Raw genomic sequence first — 19,329 nt, forward strand, 5'->3', positions numbered from 1 at the left:
AGGGGGGGCGTTGCGCAAGCAACGGGGGGGTTCACCCACAGCATGTTTACTTCAGCGTCACCCGCACATCGGCAGGACGGATCAGATAGCCCTGACCCTTGAAGGCCGAACGAATGGTGTACTGGCCTGCGGGTAACGCTTGGCCTGCTCCATTTTTGCCGTCCCAGTTGATCTTAAGGACATTGATGGTTTCGCCTGCGTTGGCGCGGGTTAAGATCATTTGCAGGGTGCAGATGCCGTTTTTAGGATCGGGGCGCACGATCTGGCCTGCCGCGTTCAGTACTTCAAAGCGCAAGTCACACGCGCCGTGATCGATGCTGATTTCCGCTGTGCCAGTATTGGTCAGTTGTAGTGTCCAGACTCCGGGTTCGCCGCCGGGGGTCAGGGTGCTGGGGCCAACCAAGGCGGCGCGGTAGGGCTGAGTGAGTGGATTGCCCGTGGTGGGCAGCGTAGTGGGAGCACTGACGGCGGGCGTTGTGGGTGCAGTTGGCGCAGGAGTGAGCGGGGTGGTGGGCGCAGGAGTCGCAGTGCGGGTAGGCGGCAGGGCCGGAATGTCTTTAATATCGATGGCCTGCCCCATTCCGGCACCCAAAACGGCGCACGAGAGGGCCAGCATGGTCAGCAACTTCACGGGTGTTCTGTTAGACATAGCCTTACCTTGCACGTTCCGGCCTGACGCTGGGTGAGCGCGGGTAAATGTGGCGGTCAGGTTCAGTCGGGGCGGGCCTGAGAGCTTACGCCACCCTGCCGATGCCGCCCCAATCCTCTCCCCCCGTATACTCCGGGGCATGATTGACGCGGCCCAGATAGACCACCTCGCGCAGCTTGCCCGCTTGCAACTGACCCCCGAAGAACGCCAGACCATGCAGGATGACCTGAACTCCATCCTGGGGTACTTTGAGCAGCTGAGCGCCGTAGACACCGAAGGTGTGGCCGAAATGCAGCGCCCCGTGAATCTGGTGAACGTGCTGCGCGACGACGTGCCCCAAGAGGCCTTCGACGTGTCGGTGGTGGCCGCCCTCGCCCCCGAGATGCAGGACAACTTTATCCGTGTGCCCCGCACCGTAGAGGCCGACTGATGTTAGACCTGAAATTTATCCGCGAGAACGCCGGAGCCGTGAAACACGCCATTGCCGTAAAAGGTGTGACGCTGGATTTGGACGAGTTGCTGCAAGTTGACCGCGAACTGCTGGAACTGAAGCAGCGTGTGGAAGCGATGCAGGCCGAGCGCAACGCCAACGCCAAGTTGGTGCCCAAAGCCACGCCCGACGAGCGCCCCACCCTGATCCAGAAGGGTAAGGATTTGGGCGAGGAACTGAAGGCGCTGGAGCCGCAACTCCGCGCCCACGAGGACATGCTGCGCCAACTGCTGTTGCGCGTGCCCAACATTCCGCACGAATCGGTGCCGGTGGGCCGCGACGATTCCGAGAACGTGGAACTGCGCCGCGAAGGAACCTTGCCGCACTTCGACTTCACGCCCCTAGATCATGTGGAGTTGCTGGAAAAGCACGGCTGGGCTGACCCGGAACGAGTCGCCCGCGTGAGCGGCAGCCGCAGCTATCTGCTGAAGGGCGACGCGGCGATGCTGGAACTGGCCGTGCTGACCTTCACCATGAATTTTCTGGCTGCCAGAGGGTTTACTCCCCTGACCACCAGCGCCCTCGTGCGGCCCGAAACCTTCGTGGGCAGCGGGCATTTTCCGGGCGGAGAAGATCAGGTCTACAAAATAGACGGCAGCGACTTGATGCTGGCCGGAACCGCCGAAGTGCCCGTGAACAGCCTGTACGCGGGCGAGCAATTGCCGCTGGAAGCTCTCCCGATGGCGTTTGCCGCCCTCAGCGCCGCTTTTCGCAGTGAGGCAGGCAGCGCGGGGCGTGATGTCCGTGGCCTGATTCGAGTGCACGAGTTCCGCAAAGTTGAACAATATGTGCTGTGCCGGGCCGATGAGACAGAAGCCATGCGCTGGTTTGAGGCGATTTTGGCGAACGCCGAAGCCCTGCTGCAAGCGCTGGAACTCCCATACCGCGTGGTGCAGAACTGCACCGGAGATATGGGCGCGGGCAAAGTGCTGATGTACGACATAGAAACGTGGGTACCCAGCGAGCAAATTTACCGTGAAACGCATTCCTGCTCGTATCTGGGCGACTGGCAGGCCCGCCGAACTGGTCTGCGTTACCGCGACGAACACGGCAAATTGGTGTTCGCCCACACGCTCAACAACACCGGGATCGCCTCGCCGCGCATCTTGGTTCCCTTGCTTGAAAACCACCAGCAGGCCGATGGAACCATTCGCGTGCCTGCCGCTCTGCGTCCCTATCTGGGCGGGCGCGAGGTGCTGGGGCAAGGGGCGGCGGCAGCGGTCACGGCCTCCTAACCGTCACTCTGAGCACGACAACAGCCACACACAGGGGGCAGAATGCGGCCAATGCTTTCTGCCCCTGCTCCTGTCCTCCGTTCTCTGGTCACGGGGCATCCGCCCTACCGCGCAACGCAAACCGAGATCCGTGAAGCCGCCCGCACCCTCTTTCCGCGTATGGCGGCCCGCCGGGGCATGCTGGATGTGTTCAGCAACGCGCAAATAGACTCGCGTGCCATAGCCCGCCCGCTGGACTGGTACTTGCAGCCACGCGGCTTGGGCGAAAAAAACGCGGTGTTTATCGAGGAAGGCCGCGCCCTGACGGTTCGGCTGGCGCGGGAAGCCTTGGCGCGTGCCGAGGTGGCGCCGCAGGAGGTAGACGCCGTGCTGGTGGTCAATACCAGCGGCCTGAGTACGCCCAGTCTGGATGCCCACCTGATCGATACTCTGGGTCTGAACCGCCACGCCGTGCGTCTGCCGATCTGGGGATTAGGCTGTGCAGGCGGGGCGGCGGGCTTGGCGCGGGCCGCCGATCTGGTGCGTGCAGGCTTCCGGCGTGTGCTGCTGGTGGCCGTCGAACTGTGCAGCCTAACCCTCGTGAAAGGGGATGAATCTCAGAGTAATTTCGTGGGCACTGCCCTGTTCGCCGATGGCGGCGCGGCGTTGGTGGTCACAGCAGCAGACATGCCCGGCCCAGCCCCGTTGGTGGCCCTTCCCGGCGCATATTCCACCCTGATCGAAGATTCTGCCGACATCATGGGCTGGGACGTGGTGGATGAAGGCCTCAAAGTGCGTTTCAGCCGAGATATTCCGGCGCTCGTGCGTTCCATGATGCGCCAGAACGTGGCCGAGGCCTTAGCCACTCAGCGCTGGCATTCCGACAACTTGACCTATGTCGTCCATCCCGGCGGAGTTAAAGTCGTGGCCGCCTACGAAGAAGCCCTCGGCCTCGGCGCAGGCACACTGGACGCCAGCCGCCGCGTGCTGACCGCGCACGGCAACATGAGCAGCGTCACCGTGTTGTTTGTCTTAGAAGAAGTGTTGAAAGGCAGTCCCAGTGGGCATGGCCTCCTCAGCGCGATGGGGCCGGGGTTCAGCGCCGAGCATGTGTTGCTGGAATTCTGAATCCAGCCCCGCCTAACTCTTACCGATTCTGCTGGGGCAAATTGATGTTCGGAGAGGTCACTTCATCCGGCAACTGGTCTACCTGCTTGGCCTTTTCAGCCATGCCCGTGTCCTGCACCTGTTTAATATCGTGCAGATCGTTGGTGTCTTTGTTGCCGCCTTCGGGATGACGGGCGGGCGGGGCGGGCTTGGTGTGATCGTCACTCATAAGCAGACCTCCAGAAGATAAGGGGCTGAGGGGGCCTTCAGCCTACGCGCCTTTTTGCCCTCTGGTTGGTTATTTAAGGTCTGCTCAAGACCCTTCGACTGCACCTTTTCCGTGTTGTCTCTACAGAGGTAACGGCGTCTCTGTGTGGGGAACGGGTGCCGTGCTGCGCGTGAAAGACTATGATGGTAGGTGTCGAGATGACCTGCCGGGTGACAACACTGGGCATTCAAGAGCCGGAATCTGAAACCGGTTCCAACACAGGATTCTCAAAGAGGAGATGCGAGCATGGCGATGAATCTTTTCGGTGCGCGGGACACGCTGGCCACACGGGCTGGGCAAAAACTCTACTTTTATAACCTCAACAAATTGCAGGATCAGGGCTTCGATATCAGCAAGCTTCCGGTGAGCGTGAAGGTGCTGCTGGAAAGCGTGCTGCGCGAAGCCAACGACTACGACGTGCGCAGTGAAGACGTGCGGACGGTGGCAGGCTGGAAAGCCGTCAACGAAGAAGTCGAAATCCCCTTCAAGCCTGCCCGCGTCATCTTGCAGGACTTCACGGGCGTGCCCGCCGTCGTCGATCTGGCGGCCATGCGGAGCGCGATGGTGGCCCTCGGCGGCGATCCCAACAAGATCAACCCGCTGATCCCCGTCGATCTGGTCATCGATCACTCGGTGCAGGTGGACGAATTCGGCACCGATTTTGCGCTCGCCAACAACATGGCGCTGGAATTCGAGCGCAACCGCGAACGCTACGAGTTCCTGCGTTGGGGCCAGCAAGCCTTCGACAACTTCGGCGTCGTGCCGCCCGCGTCAGGCATCGTTCACCAAGTCAACCTCGAATACCTCGCCAAAGGTGTGCAGAGCCGCCCCGAAGACGACGGCATCGTGGTGTATCCCGATTCCCTCGTGGGCACCGATTCCCACACCACCATGATCAACGGCCTCGGCATCGTGGGCTGGGGCGTGGGCGGCATCGAGGCCGAAGCCGTGATGCTGGGCCAGCCTATTTACATGCTGATGCCCGAAGTCGTGGGCTTCAAGGTCACGGGCGCGATGCCTGAAGGCGCGACGGCCACCGATCTTGCGTTGCGCGTGACCGAGATGCTGCGTGCAGCAGGCGTGGTGGGCAAATTCGTGGAGTTCTTCGGCCCCGGCCTGAGCAACATGACGCTGCCTGACCGCGCCACGATTGCCAACATGGCCCCCGAATACGGCGCGACGATGGGCTTTTTCCCCGTAGACGACGAGGCTCTGCGCTACCTGCGCCGCACCGGACGCTTGGAGGACGAAATCGAATTGGTGGAGCTGTACTACAAGGCTCAGGGCATGTTCCGCACCGACGAAACGCCTGATCCGACCTTTACCAGCAACATCGAACTCGATTTGGGCACCATCGTTCCCAGTTTGGCAGGCCCCAAGCGCCCGCAAGACCGCGTGAACTTGGACGGCATGCACACTGTCTTTGCCGAAGCCCTGACCGCACCCGTCAAGTCACGCGGCTTCGAACTCACCGAAACCCAACTGAGCGCACAGGGCACCATCGGCGGCACCGACATCAAGATCGGTCACGGCGCGGTCACACTGGCGTCCATCACGTCTTGCACCAACACCAGCAACCCCAGCGTGCTCATCGCCGCCGGACTTGTCGCCAAAAAAGCCGTCGAGAAGGGCCTGAAGTCCAAGCCTTGGGTCAAAACGTCTCTGGCCCCCGGCAGCCGCGTGGTCACCGAATATCTGGAGATGGCGGGCCTGCAAACCTACCTTGACCAGATCGGCTTTAACACGGTGGGCTACGGCTGCATGACCTGTATCGGCAACAGTGGGCCGCTGCCCGAACCTGTGGTGCAGGCCATTACCGAGGGCGATCTGGTGGTCGCGTCGGTGCTGTCGGGCAACCGCAACTTCGAGGGCCGCGTGAACCCGCATATCCGCGCCAACTACCTCGCCTCGCCCCCGTTGGTGGTGGCCTATGCGCTGGCCGGAACCGTGGTCAACGACATCGTGAACGACGCCATCGGCACCGACCAGCAGGGTCAGCCCGTGTACCTGCGCGACATCTGGCCCAGCAACGCCGAAATTCAGGCCATCATGGATAGGGCCATCAACGCCGAGATGTTCAAGAAGGTCTACGACGGCATCGAGAAGAGCAACGCCGACTGGAACGCCATTCCGGTCAGCGAGGGCGCGTTGTACGACTGGAACGCCGATTCTACCTACATCCAGAACCCACCCTTCTTCGAGAATCTGGCAGGCGGCCCCAGTGAAGTGGTGAGCATCGAGGGTGCGCGGGCGCTAGTGAAAGTGGGCGACTCCGTGACCACCGACCACATCAGCCCCGCAGGCAGCTTCAAGGCCGATACACCCGCTGGCAAGTTCTTGATGGAGAACGGTATCGCGCCCAAGGATTTCAACTCCTACGGCTCGCGCCGGGGCAATGACCGCGTGATGACGCGCGGCACCTTCGCCAACATCCGCCTGAAGAACCAGTTGGCCCCCGGCACGGAAGGCGGCTATACCACCGACTACACCACCGGGCAAGTCAGCTTTATCTACGACGCGGCTCAGAACTACAAGGCCAGCAATATTCCGCTGATGGTCTTGGCGGGCAAAGATTACGGCATGGGTTCCAGCCGTGACTGGGCCGCCAAGGGCACCTTCCTGCTGGGCGTGAAGGCCGTGCTGGCCGAGAGCTTTGAGCGTATTCACCGCTCCAACCTCGTGGGCATGGGCGTGCTGCCGCTGCAATACAAGAACGGCGAGAGCGCCGAGAGCTTGGGCATCACGGGCGACGAAACTTTCGATGTGCTGCTGCCCGGCGACCTGAAGCCCCGCCAAGACGTGAGCCTGCGCGTGACCAAAGACGGTCAGAGCCGCATCGTGACCGTGCAGTGCCGCATCGATACGCCTGTAGAAATCGACTACTACAAAAACGGCGGCATCCTGCAAACCGTCTTGCGGAGCATTCTGGCTAAGGGTGAAGTCGCTCAGGCGTAAGCCTAAACATTACTGACTTTGTTGAGAAGGGGCCGATTCGTTAAATGAATCGGCCCTCTTGCTTTGTCAGGAGTATAGTAAAGCTACAGATTCACACCCTCGTAGATTTCATCTAAGCTCAGTTCTACGTCAACGCAGGGGAGCTTTAATACTCCTGACTCTTCTAGATAATCTTCGTTCCACTTCTCGCCGTTTCGGGTGTACAGGCGGGCAGCACGAGTGGCTGTATCTACCAACAAATAGCCTTGCAAACTGGGTAGATCGGTATAAGCCAAAAGTTTTTCGCGGCGGTCTAAATTGCGGGTACTGGGGCTGAGGACTTCTACAATCAAGCAGGGCGACTCAATAGAGGTGGCGTCGTCTTCTATAGGTTCACAGGTCAGCACCACGTCGGGATAGTAGTAGGTAACGCCGCGAAACTGCGGAATCCGGACTTTCATATCACTCTGGTAAGCGCGGCAGCCTGCTTTAAGCGCCGGACGGTACAAACTGGCCCCGATGCTCATGCAGATCAGGCCGTGTCTGCTGGTGGCCCCCGCCTGAGCGTGTGGCCCCTCCTCACCGTGTACCGGATACACGAAGCCCCAGATATATTCTCGGCGCACGGGACTCTCCTCTTCCGTCCGCAGGTATTCCTCCTCGGAAATTGTTTGCAGGGCAGGGGCGCTCATAGCTCTATAGTACGTCCACAACCTAGCAAAAACGCCGCCTCCAACATGGGAAGCGGCGGTTCTCACTTGGTTTTCAGCCCTTCTGTACGCGTTCGGTGGCGTGTTCGGGTTGGGGCGTCTGGAACCAGTGCAGCATCAGGCCCAGCACCACAAGGCTGAACAGGCCGAGCAAAATGAACAGGGGCATGCCGGGCTGAGTCGCGTGAGCATAAGCGCCGACAAGTTGCATCAGAATCAGCACCAGCAATACGCGGGGGCGGCGTTCGGGAAAACGGGTGTAGGCGTAGACGCCGCCTATTACTCCAAACATCAAGGGCAAAGCTAGAGCATTAAGCATCTCTTGATCCATACCTCATTTTGCAGCCCTTGCTGTTCCAAGAACGTCACAAAAAAGAAGGTTTTGTAGACAAGTTCTTAATGCGTGACGCGCACTCTTCATGAACTCACATCAACTGATAGTGCCCAAGCTTCTGCGGATCTACTGCATGGTTCCTCAGTGCCGTGACATCCAGCCAACCGTCTTGAAACGTGATTGGCTGATCCAGCAGATCATCTTGCAGCTTCAGCACGAAGCTCAGTTCGCAAGGTTCGGTGACTTCGGCCTGCGTGGACAGCAGCGCGGCGTGAACCGTGCCCAGGCCTGTGCTGGCTTGCGATCCCACCATGCCGCGTTTGCCTGCCGCCGCCGCTGCTTGCAACATCGCTAGGCCATCGGTAAAGCCGTTGCGGGCCGTCTTCACATTCAGAATATCGAAGGTGCCAAAGTCCAGTTCGCGGGCCAAGTCGGCGGGCAGGAAGCAGGAATCGTCGGCCACGATGGGCAGGATGTGGCGGGCGTGCAGGTCGACTCGCGCCCGCAGGTCACGCACGGGCAACGGCTCCTCCACATAGGTCAGCCCTGCTTCACGCATGGCGTCCAGCGCGGCAGGAGCCTCTGTGGGCGTCAGCGTTTCGTTGCTGTCGGCGTACAGTTGCACCGCTTCCCCGTAAGTGGCCCGCAACTCCCGAATCACGGCCAGATCGCGGGCATGATTCCGGCCCACCTTCACCTTCAGGCAGCGCACGCCCGCCGCCACCACGCGCCCCGCTTCGGCCAGCATTCCGGCAGGCGTGTCTATGCCCAAAATAAAGCTGACGCGCACGCGGGTGCTCGGCCCCAGCAGTGTGTCGAACAGCGTTTGCCCGCCCGCCCTCGCCCGTGCATCCCATAGCGCCATATCCAGTGCGCCGCGTGCCGTGTGATTGTTGGCGACACTGTTTCTGACCCGGTTCAGGGCGTGGGCATCGGCAATGGGCAGGCCCACCAGTGCAGGCGCGAGGTGGGCCAAGATTGCCACCACGCTGGCGGGCGTTTCGCCGTAGATGGTGGGGCGGGGCGGCGCTTCGGCCAAGCCCACCGTGCCGTCATCCAACGTCACGCGCACCAGCACATGCTCGGCGGCATTCAGGGCCGAATGTGCGCCCCACGCTAAGGCAGATGTGAGCGGCAGGCGGTAGGGAATCCCCTCAATCCGGACAATTTTGGCCGTGTTGGTCACGCTCCCGCTCCTGCCCAAGCTGCAACGCTGGCGGCCACACCCGCTGGGTCTAGCTCCACTGTATCCAAGACCAGCGCACGCGTGGGCGGCAGCGTTCGCAAAAACTGCTCGGCGGCATGTGGGTCATAGTTGCGCCGCTCGGACACCACGATCTTGACTTTGGCGAGAATATCGGCGGGGGCAAAGCCTTGATCGGTTAGGGCGGCCAATCCATCCAACTCAGCGGGAGTGAACACGTCCTGCACGCCCTTCAATTCAGCTAAAGCCTGCCGCAAATCCGGCGCACTTCCCCCTGTGACCTGATCGAAGGCGTCGGCGCGGCCCAGCAGTCGGCGGACACGCACGGCGTCGGGCGCACCCAGCGCCACAAATCGCCACGCGGGGAAGTGCGCCGCCGCGTACTGCACTTCCTCTAGCCCGCGCAATCCGTCGAAGACAGGCTGATTTCCCCAGTGCCGGGTGTCGGCCAGCAGCGTGCCCAACGCATACGCCATGCCGCCGGGATGCTCGGCGCGGTACTCGGCGGTCAGTCGAAAGCGTTCTTCGCGGTCAGAGATGGAGCCGCCTGCACGGGGCCAGATCATCACAGCGTCGGTGATGTCGCGGCGGTCTGGCAAGACCTTCATTCCAGAGTTTGCCGATTGAAGGGCGGCCAGCGCCGTACTCTTGCCCACGCCTGTCACGCCCACCAGCACGGTCAGCGGCAGACTGGAGAGCGGCGATTCGTGGGCGTCAGCCTCGGCAGAAGCACGCAAAAAAGGCAGGGTCACAGCTCTGTTGGCAGGCACATTCACCGGGTCAGGCTAGCGCCTCGGCTTTGCCCGGCCCCCGCCGATGTAAAGACTGGCACAAGATTGGGTCAAGTGGCCGTAAGCGCCCGGCATGCACAGTTGTGGTGCTTCCTTCCTAGACTCTGAGTCGGAGGCGACTATGGCACGATTACAAGGCGAAAAAGGTGGGGGCGGCGGCACCATCCTGCTCATCATCCTGATTCTGGTGGCACTGTTCCTGTTGGCCTATTTCCTGTACCTGAAACCTCAGCGCATCTTAGATCTCGGCTTCTAAGGCATCAAGTTAGGGTTGGCCTGACAGGTTCAGGCTGGCCCTGCCGCCGTTTCAGCCCCTCACATGTGCATCATCTCAGGAGTCCACCATGATTAAAGGCAAAGAAATTTTGGGGCGCAACATCGTCGCCATCAGCACAGGCGAGCGCGTCGAAAGCGTGCGCGACGTTATTTTTGATCATCAGGGCAATCAAGTCTTGGGCCTGCTTGTCGATGAGGGCGGCTGGTTCCATGCCGCGAAAGTCGTGCCCTTCGAGAAAATCCGTTCCTTTGGCGAAGACGTGATCATGATCGGCAATCCCGAAGACGTGACGGGCACGCGCGAAGATGGCCGCCTGTCGGACGCCCTGAACAGCGACGTGAGCCTGATCGGGATGACCCTGCTGACCACCGACGGCCAGAACCTCGGCAAAATTGCAGACGTGTTTTTTGATGAAAGCACCGGCTACGTGGAAGGCTACGAGGCCACGGGCGGCCTGTTCTCTGACCTGAGCAGCGGGCGCACCTTTATTCCCACGCCCGAAAGCGTGCAGATCGGCACCGACGCGGCCATCGTGCCCATCAGCGTGGCTGCCGCCATGCAGGAAAGTGAAGCGGGCGGGTTGCAAGGCGCACTCCACTCGGCGGGCCAGAGCATCAGCGGGGCGTACCAGAGTGCTGCCGAGGGTGTGAAGGGCGCTTACGAGAATATTGCCGAGGCCACCAAAGAGCGCCAGAAAGAGTACTCGGTGGGCAAGACGGCGGGCGGCGATATCACGCTGGAAGACGGCACCGTGATCGTGCATAAGGGCGACACCATCACCGAAGAGCAGGTGACTGCTGCTGAAGGTGCGGGCAAGTTGGGCGCACTGGCAACTGCCGCGACTGGCGGCGTGCTGGCCGGAGCCTACGACTCGGCCAAAGAGCGCGTGCAGGGCGGCATGGAAGACATGAAAACCGCCAGCGCAGACCGTCAGATGACCTACGTGGTGGGCAAAACCGCAGGCAGCGACGTGACCACCGACACGGGCGAAGTGATCGTGCATAAGGGCGTGACCATTACCCCATTTCAGGCCGAACGTGCCCAGCAGACGGGCAAACTGGGGGCACTGACCGCAGCGGCCACCGGCGGCTCGATCTCCGACAGCGTGCAGGACATCCGCGAACGCCGCGAGATGGATCCGAACTCGCTGGAAGCGACTGTGGGCCGCCGCGTGAAATCTGATGTGCGTGCCCCCAGCGGCAGCCTCGTGGCCGCGCAGGGCCAGATCGTGACCCCTGCTTTGGCAGACCGCGCCCGCCACCTGAACGCCGAAGCCGCCCTGATTGCGGCCACCACCGGAGCCAAGGCCACCACCGAAGGCGCGACTGGTGCAGGCGCAACCGCAGCTTTGGCGGGCGGCGTCGCCAGCGTCAGCGAAGGCGCGAGCAATCTGATCGACAAGGCCAAGAGCTGGTTTGGTGAGAAGCGCGAGCAGACCGAAGAAGCGCTGGAAAACCGTCAGCAGGAAGCGCAGGAACAAAAAATCCGCGACGCACTGGGGCGTCCGGTCAACCGCGTGATCTTGGCCCCCGACGATTCCATCATCCTCAATATCGGTGAAATCGTGACGCACAAGGCCGTCGAATCGGCCCGCAGCGGCGACGTGCTGGACATTTTGCTGGACAGCATCAGCAAGGAAACCGTGACCATCGATCCCCTGAGCGTTCGCCCGCACGAAACGGGTACGGCGGCACTGGAAGGCCAGAGCGACTTGGGCGATACACCCAACGTTCCCGCCAACACGAACGATCCTCAGCGCCCTCTGTAAGCAGGGTTTCAAGGCAAAAATAAATAGAGTGGGGCGGCTTTTACTTAGGCTGCCCACTCTATTTTTATGTTCGATGGTTGCCAATCAATTCCGGAAAATCACCTCTTCCCGGCCAAACGAACGCCGCGCTACGAGGGCCAGTACGAACGCGCCCAGCAAATTGGCGGCAATGGCGATCAGCACGTTCGGGGCCGTGACCGTGCCGCGCACCGTGTCCAGAATGGCGAGCATAGAGCCGAACAGCGGAATGGCGTACAAGGCTGGCCCGGTGCTGAGGAAGTCGCTGAATTGCAGCAGCACGGCGGGAATCACGATGGCAAGGCTCAGCGGCGTGACATAGGTTTGCGCCTCTTTGTACGAGCGGGCGTAGATGCTGAGGGCGATCAGGATGGCGCTGATGAGCAGGGCGGCGCTGATGGCGGCTCCGATCAGGGCCACTGCCGCGCCGAAGCTGAGGCTCAGTTGGCCCCCGAACGCCTGCGACAATTCCGCGCTGCTGGCCGACTGCCCACGCTGAAGCAGGCCCGCGACGAATCCGCTGGCAAGGAACCCGAGGACGCTGAAGCATGCGCTGGTCAGTGCTGTGAGCGTGGTTGCCAGCAATTTTCCGGCCACCACTTCGCCGCGCCGAACAGGGGAGACCAGCAGGCTTTCCAGCGTGCCGCGCTCCTTTTCGCCTGCGGTGGCGTCCAGCGCTGTTGCCATCGCACCCGTCAAAATAAAGTTCAGCATCAGCAAAGGAATCAGGAATGCTAATTGGCCGCTGCGTTGCTGCTGGGGTGGGCTGGCATCAACAGGCTTAATTTGAATAGGCGTGAGGGTGTCGGCATTGAGGCCCAGCGCGGTCAGGCGCTCCAGCGTCAGCGTGCGGTTGTAGGCGTCGATGGTGTTTTCCACCTTGCCATACGCTCCGGTTTGGGCACGCAAGCTGGTCAGTTTGGCGTAGACCTCTAGTGTGCCGGTGCCGTCGCCAGCACGGGTAGGCAGGGCGGCGGGCGCACGTAGCGCGGCTTCTACATCGCCGTCTGCCACTGCGGCGCGGGGGTCGGTGACAGCCACGAGGGTCACGCCCGCACGGAGCACCGAACCGTCAGGGGCTTTCTCGTCGCGCTCTAGGGCTGTTCGGAGTGCCGGGGGCAAGGTTCCCACTACACCCACCTTTTGGCGCTCCTGTTGCTGCCCGCCCACAAACTGGCCCAGCAGTTGCGGCAGCCCCAGCGTAAACAGGGGAATCAGCAGCAGCGGAATCAGAATGGTGCCGAGCAGCGTGCGGCGGTCTCGCAACGTAGCCAGCAAATCGCGCACGGCCACGTGCCACACCATGTCGGGGCGCAGAGTTTCGGAATTAGACGGCATAGGTTCCCCCCGCAGGCGTGCCGCGCAGCAGCGCAAAAAATGCCCGTTCCAGATTGCGTTCGCCGGTGCGGGCCAAGATGCCCCCCAGCGTATCCACCGTCACCAATTTTCCTTCATGCACAATCGCCATGCGGTCACAGACCTCCTCGGCCTCGCTCATCACGTGGGTGGAATACACGGTCAGGCGGCCCGGAGCGCGGGTGGCGGCCACAAAATCCAGCAGCGTGCGCCGCGCAAAAATATCGAGGCCGCTGGAGGCTTCATCGAGGATCAGCACGGCGGGATCGTGAATGACCGCGCGGGCGATCACGACTTTCTGGCGCATCCCGGTGCTGTATTCGCCTGCCCGGACATCCAGCGTGCGGCCCAGTTCCAGCTTCTCGTCCAGTTCGGCAATGCGCGTGTCGGTTTGGCTGCGGCTCATGCCGTACAGCCCCGCAAACGATTTCAGCACTTCGCGCCCGGTCAGGCGGGCGGGTAGGCCCATGCCGCCGTTGACCACGCCCACCACGCGCCGCACCGCTTCTGGGTCGCGCTGCACATCATGGCCCGCCACAGTCGCCGTGCCCGAAGTAGGCGTGAGAAGGGTTGCCAGCAAACGCAAAAGCGTCGTCTTGCCCGCCCCGTTCGGCCCCAGCAGCCCAAACACTTCGCCGTCATGGGCAGAAAGAGTCACGTCCGAGAGTGCCGTGTGTTTGCCATATGTTTTGGTGAGATTCTGGATTTCAAGCATAGCGTGCCTCCGATTCTGGAATTGTTCTGAGATGTAGTCGCGGGTCTGCGAACGTTTAAAGATGAAAGCGGCACAGGCGAGAATAAGCACGGCTTTGGAAAGAAAGAAGCCGTCTCCTGAAGCCAAGAGAAAGCCGAGCCAGTGATACTGGTCGCCCAGAACGGGATAGATGAACCCTGCGAGGCCGTAGACGATGGGCACTACTGGAGAGGTGGTCAGTGTGGGCATAGAAAAGATGGTCGCGCCGCACAGAGCGCAGGCCATCATGCATTGAAGGACTATCTTGGGCAACAATAAAGCTTCAGCGCCGCCAGTCACGACGATAGACAGTCCCAGTGCCATGCTTCCTGCCAAGGCGAGGGCCAACGCCGAACCGACTTGCGACAACTCGAATCTTCCGCGTCCTAAAGCGAGCGCGAATAAGTCTCTGGTGCTGCCGCCGAATCGGGGCAACAGACGGAAGCAGCACACCAACGAAAAGATATAGGCGGCAAATAAAACCAGAACAGTGGATTCCCTTGGGCTGTCTGCCGGACTGATGACAATAAATCCGATTGCAACCAAAATCAATTCCACGATCAGCCGGGTCGTTTCGGTATATTCCCGGAGCTGAAACCGCATACTGTGCATAACCTGATTCACGTCATCTGCGTTCCGAACGGCAATTTGATGACATCTTCGATAGAGGCGTCACGAGAAAGGCGGTGCAAAGTCGCATCAAGTTCTGGGGCGGGAATGTTGATAGACGCCCGTTCTCCCGAATAGACGTAGATTATTGTGTAGCTGGCCTCCCAAACAGTCGGCTTCAAAGTCGAGCCGTCCGATTCTTGAGCGAGGGTATAAACAGTGCCGGACATCTTATGCAGTGTGTCTATGTCGTGCGAGCAAATAATGATGAGCGCGTCGTTGATGAGTTCGAGGTGGCTTAAAAACAAGGCCTTTCCCTCCGCGTCCAAACCGTTGGTCGGTTCGTCGAAAATACAGACTTGGGCCTTTGAATGAAGGGCCTGAATCAAGTTGAGTTTCTGGATATTTCCAAACGACAGATCATGGACGCAACGTGCGTGGGGTGGAATCAGCCAGTCTTCCCAGAGTTGATCGAGTTGTCGGGCATTCAAGCCGTCTGCTTTGGCCTGCATCAAGGTCTGGATGAAAAAGCGGGGAGGCAGATTCAAGCCGAAGCTGAGCCTCGATGGAGCGTAGGAGACGCGTGAACCGCGTGGTGTTTGCCCTCCATTGGCATAAATTCCACTATGGGCATAAATGATCTGGCCGGAGTCTGCGTCGAGGAGTCCGGCCAGCAGTTTCAGCAGGGTCGTCTTGCCCACGCCGTTCTTGCCCGTCAGAGTCAAGACTTTGCCATCAAAGTCGAAAGACAAGTTCGACACGACGCTTTTGTCCCCAAGAGATTTGCTGACCTTCTCAATGGTCAACATCAAGTGGCCCGCCCGACGCCAAGAGGTGCGGCGTCCCGGTTCATTGCACTCCCTCTGGATCGCTGAAAATCTCTTCAATACTTCGCCCAAACACCCGTGCCAAGCGGAAGGCCAATGGCAAACTGGGGTCGTAGCGGCCCGTCTCTAGGGCGTTCACAGTTTGGCGGCTCACGTCCAGCGCGGCGGCTAGGTCGGCTTGCGTCCATTGGCGCTCGGCCCGCAGCACCCGAATCCGGTTGTCCATGCTTACCCGCCTGTGTCGCGGCGGTACAAGAAGGCGGTGACGGCGTAAAAGGTAAACAGGCTGATGCCCCAAGGGATGTACAGCAGCCACACAGAGAGCTGAACGTTGTTGCGGATAGAACTGCCGTCCAGTGCGCCAAATACTCCCCAAGCGATGAGGCCGGTCATGGCCGTCATTCCCACGATGCCGGACGCCGCCCACGCTTTCAGGTAGCGGGCGCGGCGAAATTCGTCCATCGTGCGGTATTGCCACAGCATCAGGCCGAGGGTCAGCGGCATCATGAGGGCCAAAAACGGTGGAATCCGTGACGGGAATTGAAACAGCACGATCAAGCCGACGAAAACGAGCAGACTGAACGCCACTTCTACCCATTGTGTGCGGCGCATCTGGCGTTCACGCGGTACAGGTGCACTGGGTGGGGAAGAAGTGGGACTCATTTCCCCCGTCCGTCCCGCGCTGCCAGAACCCAGCCCGCAATGCCCCACACGCTCATTCCGGCCACGTATAGCGCCCAAGGTGGTGTACGGAACTCGAAGATCGCCTCCAGCGAAATCAACGTTCCGGCCAGCAGCATGACCACCAAAAAGGCGATGCTGGCGGCGCGGGCATGTAGTTGCCGTCCGTATTCATCCATCTGCCGGATGCCCAGCACGGTCATGACGGCGAAAAACAGGGGCAGGGCCGCCAACACGCCCGCGCCGAAACTGTTGAACAGGGGAATGTTCTGCGCCCGCCCGATGGTCACGGCCAATGCGGCCAACAGGGCGACGCCGCCTCCGCCCAGCCCCATCCACAAGCTCAGTCTGTTGACTCGGCGCTCGCGGGGCGTGGGTTGAGAGCGGCCCTGAGATTCACTCGCGTTCATGTCAAGCCTCCTTGACACCAAGAGTAAAGCGAGCTTGACCTGATGTCAAGTCTCTTTTACATAAGAAGGTGGTTGTGTGTTTGTTAAGCGTTGGGTCAGATAGCCTCAGAAGGCGAGATGACACACCTTTGCCAGTCACGGCAACCGTTTAAGATGCGCCACCTTTCGTGCTTCCGCTGGCCGTCAGGTGCCGATGCTGAAGGCCAACTCGCCGTTCGCTCATCCAAAATGAGAACAAATCTGTTACTATGGGAAAGTTGAGCTTAGTGCCGTTTCTGTACCCAGTTCAAAGACGACGCGCGGCTAGATCCCGCTCTGGCTCATCATCTGTACGTTTTTTCCCAGCTGAGCCGTAGTTTTAGATCAACCGGTCAGACCGCTCAGTTTTTATTCTAGCGCCATTCACCGTTAAAAGAGCAGTTCTCAAACGTTGTTCCCTTGCTGCGGCGATTTCCGCAGTATCTCTGGAGGAGAGTGCATGTTTAACCCCCCTACCCTCGAAGACCTGCAAGAAACCCGCCGCGCCAACGAAAAGCTGGTGCTGAAAGCCTTGGAAAGCAAGCCTGAGTGGGTAGAAACCGAACTGGCGAAAACCACCAGCTTGGCCCTGTCTCACCTCCGCGCCGCGCTGGCCAGTCTGCTTGATCAGGGCCGCGTGCGCCGCCTCCCCGGTACCGGAACCCGCGCCGTGTACGGCCTCGCTGACCCCGGTTTGGCCGATGTGCCCGCCACCCCCCTGACCGGCGACGCCAAGAAAGTGCGCGACTACCTTGAGGGCCGCGCCGACAGCGCCCTGTACATGAGCGATCAGCTCCGCATGACCCGTGAAGACGTGATGACGGCCCTGAGCCTTCTCAACGCGCACGGCATGATCACCTGCACCTTCGTGGGCAGCTTGGTCATCTTCCGCCTCAAGGAAACGCAGGCGCTGGGACAAGAGCAGGCCGTCCCTGCCCCCACCACCAAGAAAAAGCAAGTCGCGTAACTTAAGTTCACCCATCGCCGCGCTTTCCCACTGTGGAGGCGCGGCGATTTTTTGGTTCGCTCCGTGTGTTTCGCTCAGCCCTCTTCACACTCTGCCTCTACACTGGCCCTATGCTTCCCCGTTCCTTCGCGCTCGCTGCCGCGCTGACGCTGCTGGCCCCGGCCCTCAGCGGTTGCCGCTACAACTTCGTGCCCCTCATTCCGCCTGAAGTGAAGGTGGATTTTCCGGCGCGAATCACGGGGGCCACCCTGACCCGCTCCGGCGAAGCGTTGACGTTGCAGGCGGCGTTAGAAGGCCGCTTCGATCCCGGTTATCTGAGCGTGGTGTGGTTCGATGGAGGCCGCGAATTGGGCCGCGACAGCGTGTATCTGGACGCCGAAACGAGGAAGGCCAGCTTTTCCCTGACCGCCCCGAATCCGGGCACCTACCGGGCGCTGCTGTCGTTTGGCGGCAACGTGCTGCGGCAACTAGAGCTATACGAGGTGCAGCCGTGAGCCTGCCTGCTGGCCGGGAATGGCTGGGCGTGGTGGAATGGAGCGCAGGCACCCGCGAACGCCTGATCTGGCGCGGCGAACAGTACGAGGGTGGGCGGCTGCACCCTTACCGCACCGAACCCTTGCCCGCGCCCGTCAACTACGGCTGCTTGCCCGGTACCCTCAACCCCGCCGACGCTGCCGAAGTGGACGCCGTGTGGTTGGGCGCTCCACTGGCCGCAGGCACGCAAATCACGGCTCGGCCTACCGGACTGCTGCATTTGGCCGATGGGGATCACAAGGTCATCTTTGGCGACCTAGAAGACGGCTTTATGGCGCTGCTGGCATGGTTTCCGGCGGGCCGGGGGGCAAGATTGCTGGGGCCGGAGCAAGCGCAGACTTGGTTGGCATCGCTCCCTGCTGCACCTTCCATTCCTGCGCTCTAGGGCGAATCTGGCCCCGCACCCACTTCACCGCGTCGCTGCCCGGATAGGACACGGCGCTGTGATCCTCGCGGGCCGACACGTAGGTCTGAATGCCCGCCGCGCCGCCGTCCAGCCGGGCATTGCGGGCCGGATCGAACAGGTAATTGATCAGCAGGCCGCTGCCATTGGTGCGGGCAGGCAAGCGCTTGCTCTGCACTTCCAGATTGGCCGCCACGTTAGGCCACACCACGTCTTTCAGGCTCAGCGAACCGCGTGTCAGCAGCGGCGCACCCGGCACGCTCAGGCTGTCGCAGGCGCTCAGGGCACTCGGCAGGCCGCCTTGCGGAGCGGGCAGCCCGCGCACTCCCGCCGCATGATCGGCCCGCCACGCGGTACAAATGCCGTCCAGATCGATCTGGAGTGCAACCGGTACCTCTGAGTGCAGGCGGGTGAGGTAGTGCAGCCACGCCACGCCCTGCGAGTGCCCCAGCAACACAAGGCGGGGCGGATGTGGGGCCTTCATCCAGCCGTTCTTCAGGCGCTCGAAGTCGGCCAGCAATGCACCGAACCCCCGCTGCGGTGTGCGGGCCTGCAACGATTCGAACTGCGCCGCCGCGTTGCTGGCATACCCGGCCACCTGCACGCTCAGGCCCGCCGCCCCCAATTCATCGGCCACCGCGTCTACCGTTCCGCGCGAAGTCAGGTAATCCCAGTTGTCACGCGGGGCCACGCAAGGCGGCCCACAGCGCCCCGATACGCTGAGAAGAACCACGTCGGGCGCGGGGCCAGCCAGATTCAGCGCCTCACTTCGCCCCGACTGTACCGCGATGGGTACACAGCCTGTCAGGGAAAGAAAAAGGAACGGCGGAAAGAGGAAGGGAAGAAGGCGGAACAGAGCAGACATTCGGGTTCAGTGTAAGAGGAATCGGGTCACGCGGGGGTCAGGCAGAAGTGATTTGGGTAAGTTTGCTGCCCGCTTCCCGTCCGCACAGGCGATAGGCTTGGAAATGGGCTGGATTCTGCTCTTAGACCCTTCGCCCCTAGACCCTTGGACACTTTTTACACC

General features: G+C 61.2%; 22 protein-coding genes. 9 read left to right on the forward strand and 13 right to left on the reverse strand.

Going from position 1 to position 19,329, the window contains the following annotated elements; all coding sequences use genetic code 11:
* Window positions 1–46: 46 nt before the first annotated feature.
* Window positions 47–649, reverse strand: a complete 603-nt coding sequence (locus SU48_RS05635) for a flagellar hook assembly protein FlgD (RefSeq protein ID WP_064014398.1) — start codon at window positions 647–649, stop codon at window positions 47–49.
* A 139-nt stretch (window positions 650–788) separates the two neighbouring features.
* Between SU48_RS05635 and gatC the strand changes: the two genes are divergently transcribed.
* From gatC to SU48_RS05650, 3 genes are read left to right on the forward strand one after another with little or no spacing between them, the layout of a single operon-like run.
* A complete protein-coding gene (gene gatC, locus SU48_RS05640) occupies window positions 789–1,079 on the forward strand; it encodes an Asp-tRNA(Asn)/Glu-tRNA(Gln) amidotransferase subunit GatC (protein ID WP_064014399.1) in 291 nt (96 codons plus the stop codon).
* Window positions 1,079–2,374 (forward strand): serine--tRNA ligase, encoded by a 1,296-nt coding sequence (serS, locus tag SU48_RS05645; protein ID WP_064014400.1) that lies wholly within the window; start codon window positions 1,079–1,081, stop codon window positions 2,372–2,374. The genes gatC and serS overlap by 1 nt, the downstream gene beginning before the upstream one ends.
* A 51-nt stretch (window positions 2,375–2,425) precedes the next feature.
* The gene (locus SU48_RS05650) at window positions 2,426–3,481 is read left to right on the forward strand and encodes a type III polyketide synthase (RefSeq protein WP_407919266.1); all 1,056 of its coding nucleotides are present in this window, start codon (window positions 2,426–2,428) and stop codon (window positions 3,479–3,481) included.
* 19 nt (window positions 3,482–3,500) lie between these two features.
* Here the strand turns inward: SU48_RS05650 and SU48_RS05655 are convergent, their stop codons facing one another.
* Window positions 3,501–3,689, reverse strand: coding sequence for a hypothetical protein (locus tag SU48_RS05655; protein ID WP_064014402.1), 189 nt, complete (start codon window positions 3,687–3,689; stop codon window positions 3,501–3,503).
* A 285-nt stretch (window positions 3,690–3,974) separates the two neighbouring features.
* Between SU48_RS05655 and acnA the strand changes: the two genes are divergently transcribed.
* The gene (acnA, locus tag SU48_RS05660) at window positions 3,975–6,683 is read left to right on the forward strand and encodes an aconitate hydratase AcnA (protein WP_064014403.1); all 2,709 of its coding nucleotides are present in this window, start codon (window positions 3,975–3,977) and stop codon (window positions 6,681–6,683) included.
* 83 nt (window positions 6,684–6,766) lie between these two features.
* Here the strand turns inward: acnA and SU48_RS05665 are convergent, their stop codons facing one another.
* The 4 genes from SU48_RS05665 to SU48_RS05680 all read right to left on the reverse strand — a co-directional run bounded on the left by SU48_RS05665 (window position 6,767) and on the right by SU48_RS05680 (window position 9,686).
* Window positions 6,767–7,354, reverse strand: a complete 588-nt coding sequence (locus SU48_RS05665) for a Uma2 family endonuclease (protein ID WP_064014404.1) — start codon at window positions 7,352–7,354, stop codon at window positions 6,767–6,769.
* Between the two features lie 73 nt (window positions 7,355–7,427).
* Complete coding sequence (locus SU48_RS05670) at window positions 7,428–7,664, reverse strand: hypothetical protein (protein WP_231881693.1); 237 nt, start codon at window positions 7,662–7,664, stop codon at window positions 7,428–7,430.
* A 133-nt stretch (window positions 7,665–7,797) separates the two neighbouring features.
* Window positions 7,798–8,892 (reverse strand): enolase C-terminal domain-like protein, encoded by a 1,095-nt coding sequence (locus SU48_RS05675; protein ID WP_064014406.1) that lies wholly within the window; start codon window positions 8,890–8,892, stop codon window positions 7,798–7,800.
* Complete coding sequence (locus SU48_RS05680; RefSeq protein WP_082869687.1) at window positions 8,889–9,686, reverse strand: DEAD/DEAH box helicase family protein; 798 nt, start codon at window positions 9,684–9,686, stop codon at window positions 8,889–8,891. Before SU48_RS05680 ends, SU48_RS05675 begins: the two co-directional genes overlap by 4 nt.
* 136 nt (window positions 9,687–9,822) lie before the next feature.
* Here SU48_RS05680 and SU48_RS14415 point away from each other — a divergent pair, with 136 nt between their 5' ends.
* A complete protein-coding gene (locus tag SU48_RS14415; protein ID WP_269446949.1) occupies window positions 9,823–9,957 on the forward strand; it encodes a hypothetical protein in 135 nt (44 codons plus the stop codon).
* Between the two features lie 88 nt (window positions 9,958–10,045).
* Window positions 10,046–11,746: a PRC-barrel domain-containing protein gene (locus tag SU48_RS05685; RefSeq protein WP_064014407.1), complete on the forward strand. Its 1,701-nt coding sequence runs from the start codon at window positions 10,046–10,048 to the stop codon at window positions 11,744–11,746.
* An 84-nt stretch (window positions 11,747–11,830) separates the two neighbouring features.
* On the opposite strand, the gene SU48_RS05690 is transcribed toward SU48_RS05685, so the two are convergent.
* The 6 genes from SU48_RS05690 to SU48_RS05715 form a co-directional block, all read right to left on the reverse strand.
* Window positions 11,831–13,069: an ABC transporter permease gene (locus SU48_RS05690; protein ID WP_064014408.1), complete on the reverse strand. Its 1,239-nt coding sequence runs from the start codon at window positions 13,067–13,069 to the stop codon at window positions 11,831–11,833.
* A 22-nt stretch (window positions 13,070–13,091) separates the two neighbouring features.
* A complete protein-coding gene (locus SU48_RS05695) occupies window positions 13,092–13,835 on the reverse strand; it encodes an ABC transporter ATP-binding protein (RefSeq protein ID WP_064015872.1) in 744 nt (247 codons plus the stop codon).
* A gap of 638 nt (window positions 13,836–14,473) precedes the next feature.
* Window positions 14,474–15,271, reverse strand: a complete 798-nt coding sequence (locus SU48_RS05700; protein ID WP_064014409.1) for an ATP-binding cassette domain-containing protein — start codon at window positions 15,269–15,271, stop codon at window positions 14,474–14,476.
* Window positions 15,272–15,311: 40 nt separating this feature from the next.
* Entirely contained in the window at window positions 15,312–15,515 is a 204-nt protein-coding gene (locus tag SU48_RS05705) for a helix-turn-helix transcriptional regulator (RefSeq protein ID WP_064014410.1), read from the reverse strand.
* 2 nt (window positions 15,516–15,517) lie between these two features.
* Window positions 15,518–15,952 (reverse strand): hypothetical protein, encoded by a 435-nt coding sequence (locus SU48_RS05710; protein ID WP_157451090.1) that lies wholly within the window; start codon window positions 15,950–15,952, stop codon window positions 15,518–15,520.
* Complete coding sequence (locus tag SU48_RS05715) at window positions 15,949–16,380, reverse strand: hypothetical protein (RefSeq protein WP_231881694.1); 432 nt, start codon at window positions 16,378–16,380, stop codon at window positions 15,949–15,951. Before SU48_RS05715 ends, SU48_RS05710 begins: the two co-directional genes overlap by 4 nt.
* 478 nt (window positions 16,381–16,858) lie before the next feature.
* Here SU48_RS05715 and SU48_RS05720 point away from each other — a divergent pair, with 478 nt between their 5' ends.
* The 3 genes from SU48_RS05720 to SU48_RS13915 all read left to right on the forward strand — a co-directional run bounded on the left by SU48_RS05720 (window position 16,859) and on the right by SU48_RS13915 (window position 18,284).
* Complete coding sequence (locus SU48_RS05720) at window positions 16,859–17,365, forward strand: transcription initiation factor IIE subunit alpha family protein (protein ID WP_064014413.1); 507 nt, start codon at window positions 16,859–16,861, stop codon at window positions 17,363–17,365.
* 110 nt (window positions 17,366–17,475) lie between these two features.
* Window positions 17,476–17,859 (forward strand): hypothetical protein, encoded by a 384-nt coding sequence (locus SU48_RS05725; RefSeq protein ID WP_064014414.1) that lies wholly within the window; start codon window positions 17,476–17,478, stop codon window positions 17,857–17,859.
* A complete protein-coding gene (locus SU48_RS13915) occupies window positions 17,856–18,284 on the forward strand; it encodes an inorganic diphosphatase (RefSeq protein WP_082869688.1) in 429 nt (142 codons plus the stop codon). Before SU48_RS05725 ends, SU48_RS13915 begins: the two co-directional genes overlap by 4 nt.
* On the opposite strand, the gene SU48_RS05730 is transcribed toward SU48_RS13915, so the two are convergent.
* Window positions 18,169–19,167 carry a hypothetical protein gene (locus SU48_RS05730; RefSeq protein WP_157451091.1) on the reverse strand — a complete coding sequence of 333 codons (999 nt, stop codon included), beginning with the start codon at window positions 19,165–19,167 and terminating at the stop codon, window positions 18,169–18,171. The genes SU48_RS13915 and SU48_RS05730 overlap by 116 nt on opposite strands.
* Between the last annotated feature and the right edge of the window lie 162 nt (window positions 19,168–19,329).

It is taken from the genome of Deinococcus puniceus (genome assembly GCF_001644565.1).
Taxonomy (GTDB): Bacteria; Deinococcota; Deinococci; order Deinococcales; family Deinococcaceae; genus Deinococcus; species Deinococcus puniceus.

What these genes read in the sequence shown, in the direction of transcription:
- SU48_RS05655 (WP_064014402.1), bottom strand. Translation starts at nt 3,689, where the DNA reads ATGAGTGACGATCACACCAAGCCCGCCCCGCCCGCCCGTCATCCCGAA.
- SU48_RS05685 (WP_064014407.1), top strand. Translation starts at nt 10,046, where the DNA reads ATGATTAAAGGCAAAGAAATTTTGGGGCGCAACATCGTCGCCATCAGC.
- SU48_RS05700 (WP_064014409.1), bottom strand. Translation starts at nt 15,271, where the DNA reads ATGTTGACCATTGAGAAGGTCAGCAAATCTCTTGGGGACAAAAGCGTC.
- SU48_RS05635 (WP_064014398.1), bottom strand. Translation starts at nt 649, where the DNA reads ATGTCTAACAGAACACCCGTGAAGTTGCTGACCATGCTGGCCCTCTCG.
- SU48_RS05725 (WP_064014414.1), top strand. Translation starts at nt 17,476, where the DNA reads ATGCTTCCCCGTTCCTTCGCGCTCGCTGCCGCGCTGACGCTGCTGGCC.
- SU48_RS05695 (WP_064015872.1), bottom strand. Translation starts at nt 13,835, where the DNA reads ATGCTTGAAATCCAGAATCTCACCAAAACATATGGCAAACACACGGCA.
- acnA (WP_064014403.1), top strand. Translation starts at nt 3,975, where the DNA reads ATGGCGATGAATCTTTTCGGTGCGCGGGACACGCTGGCCACACGGGCT.
- SU48_RS05670 (WP_231881693.1), bottom strand. Translation starts at nt 7,664, where the DNA reads ATGTTTGGAGTAATAGGCGGCGTCTACGCCTACACCCGTTTTCCCGAA.
- SU48_RS05730 (WP_157451091.1), bottom strand. Translation starts at nt 19,167, where the DNA reads ATGTCTGCTCTGTTCCGCCTTCTTCCCTTCCTCTTTCCGCCGTTCCTT.
- SU48_RS05710 (WP_157451090.1), bottom strand. Translation starts at nt 15,952, where the DNA reads ATGAGTCCCACTTCTTCCCCACCCAGTGCACCTGTACCGCGTGAACGC.
- serS (WP_064014400.1), top strand. Translation starts at nt 1,079, where the DNA reads ATGTTAGACCTGAAATTTATCCGCGAGAACGCCGGAGCCGTGAAACAC.
- SU48_RS05650 (WP_407919266.1), top strand. Translation starts at nt 2,426, where the DNA reads ATGCTTTCTGCCCCTGCTCCTGTCCTCCGTTCTCTGGTCACGGGGCAT.
- gatC (WP_064014399.1), top strand. Translation starts at nt 789, where the DNA reads ATGATTGACGCGGCCCAGATAGACCACCTCGCGCAGCTTGCCCGCTTG.
- SU48_RS05690 (WP_064014408.1), bottom strand. Translation starts at nt 13,069, where the DNA reads ATGGTGTGGCACGTGGCCGTGCGCGATTTGCTGGCTACGTTGCGAGAC.
- SU48_RS14415 (WP_269446949.1), top strand. Translation starts at nt 9,823, where the DNA reads ATGGCACGATTACAAGGCGAAAAAGGTGGGGGCGGCGGCACCATCCTG.
- SU48_RS05720 (WP_064014413.1), top strand. Translation starts at nt 16,859, where the DNA reads ATGTTTAACCCCCCTACCCTCGAAGACCTGCAAGAAACCCGCCGCGCC.
- SU48_RS05665 (WP_064014404.1), bottom strand. Translation starts at nt 7,354, where the DNA reads ATGAGCGCCCCTGCCCTGCAAACAATTTCCGAGGAGGAATACCTGCGG.
- SU48_RS05715 (WP_231881694.1), bottom strand. Translation starts at nt 16,380, where the DNA reads ATGAACGCGAGTGAATCTCAGGGCCGCTCTCAACCCACGCCCCGCGAG.
- SU48_RS05705 (WP_064014410.1), bottom strand. Translation starts at nt 15,515, where the DNA reads ATGGACAACCGGATTCGGGTGCTGCGGGCCGAGCGCCAATGGACGCAA.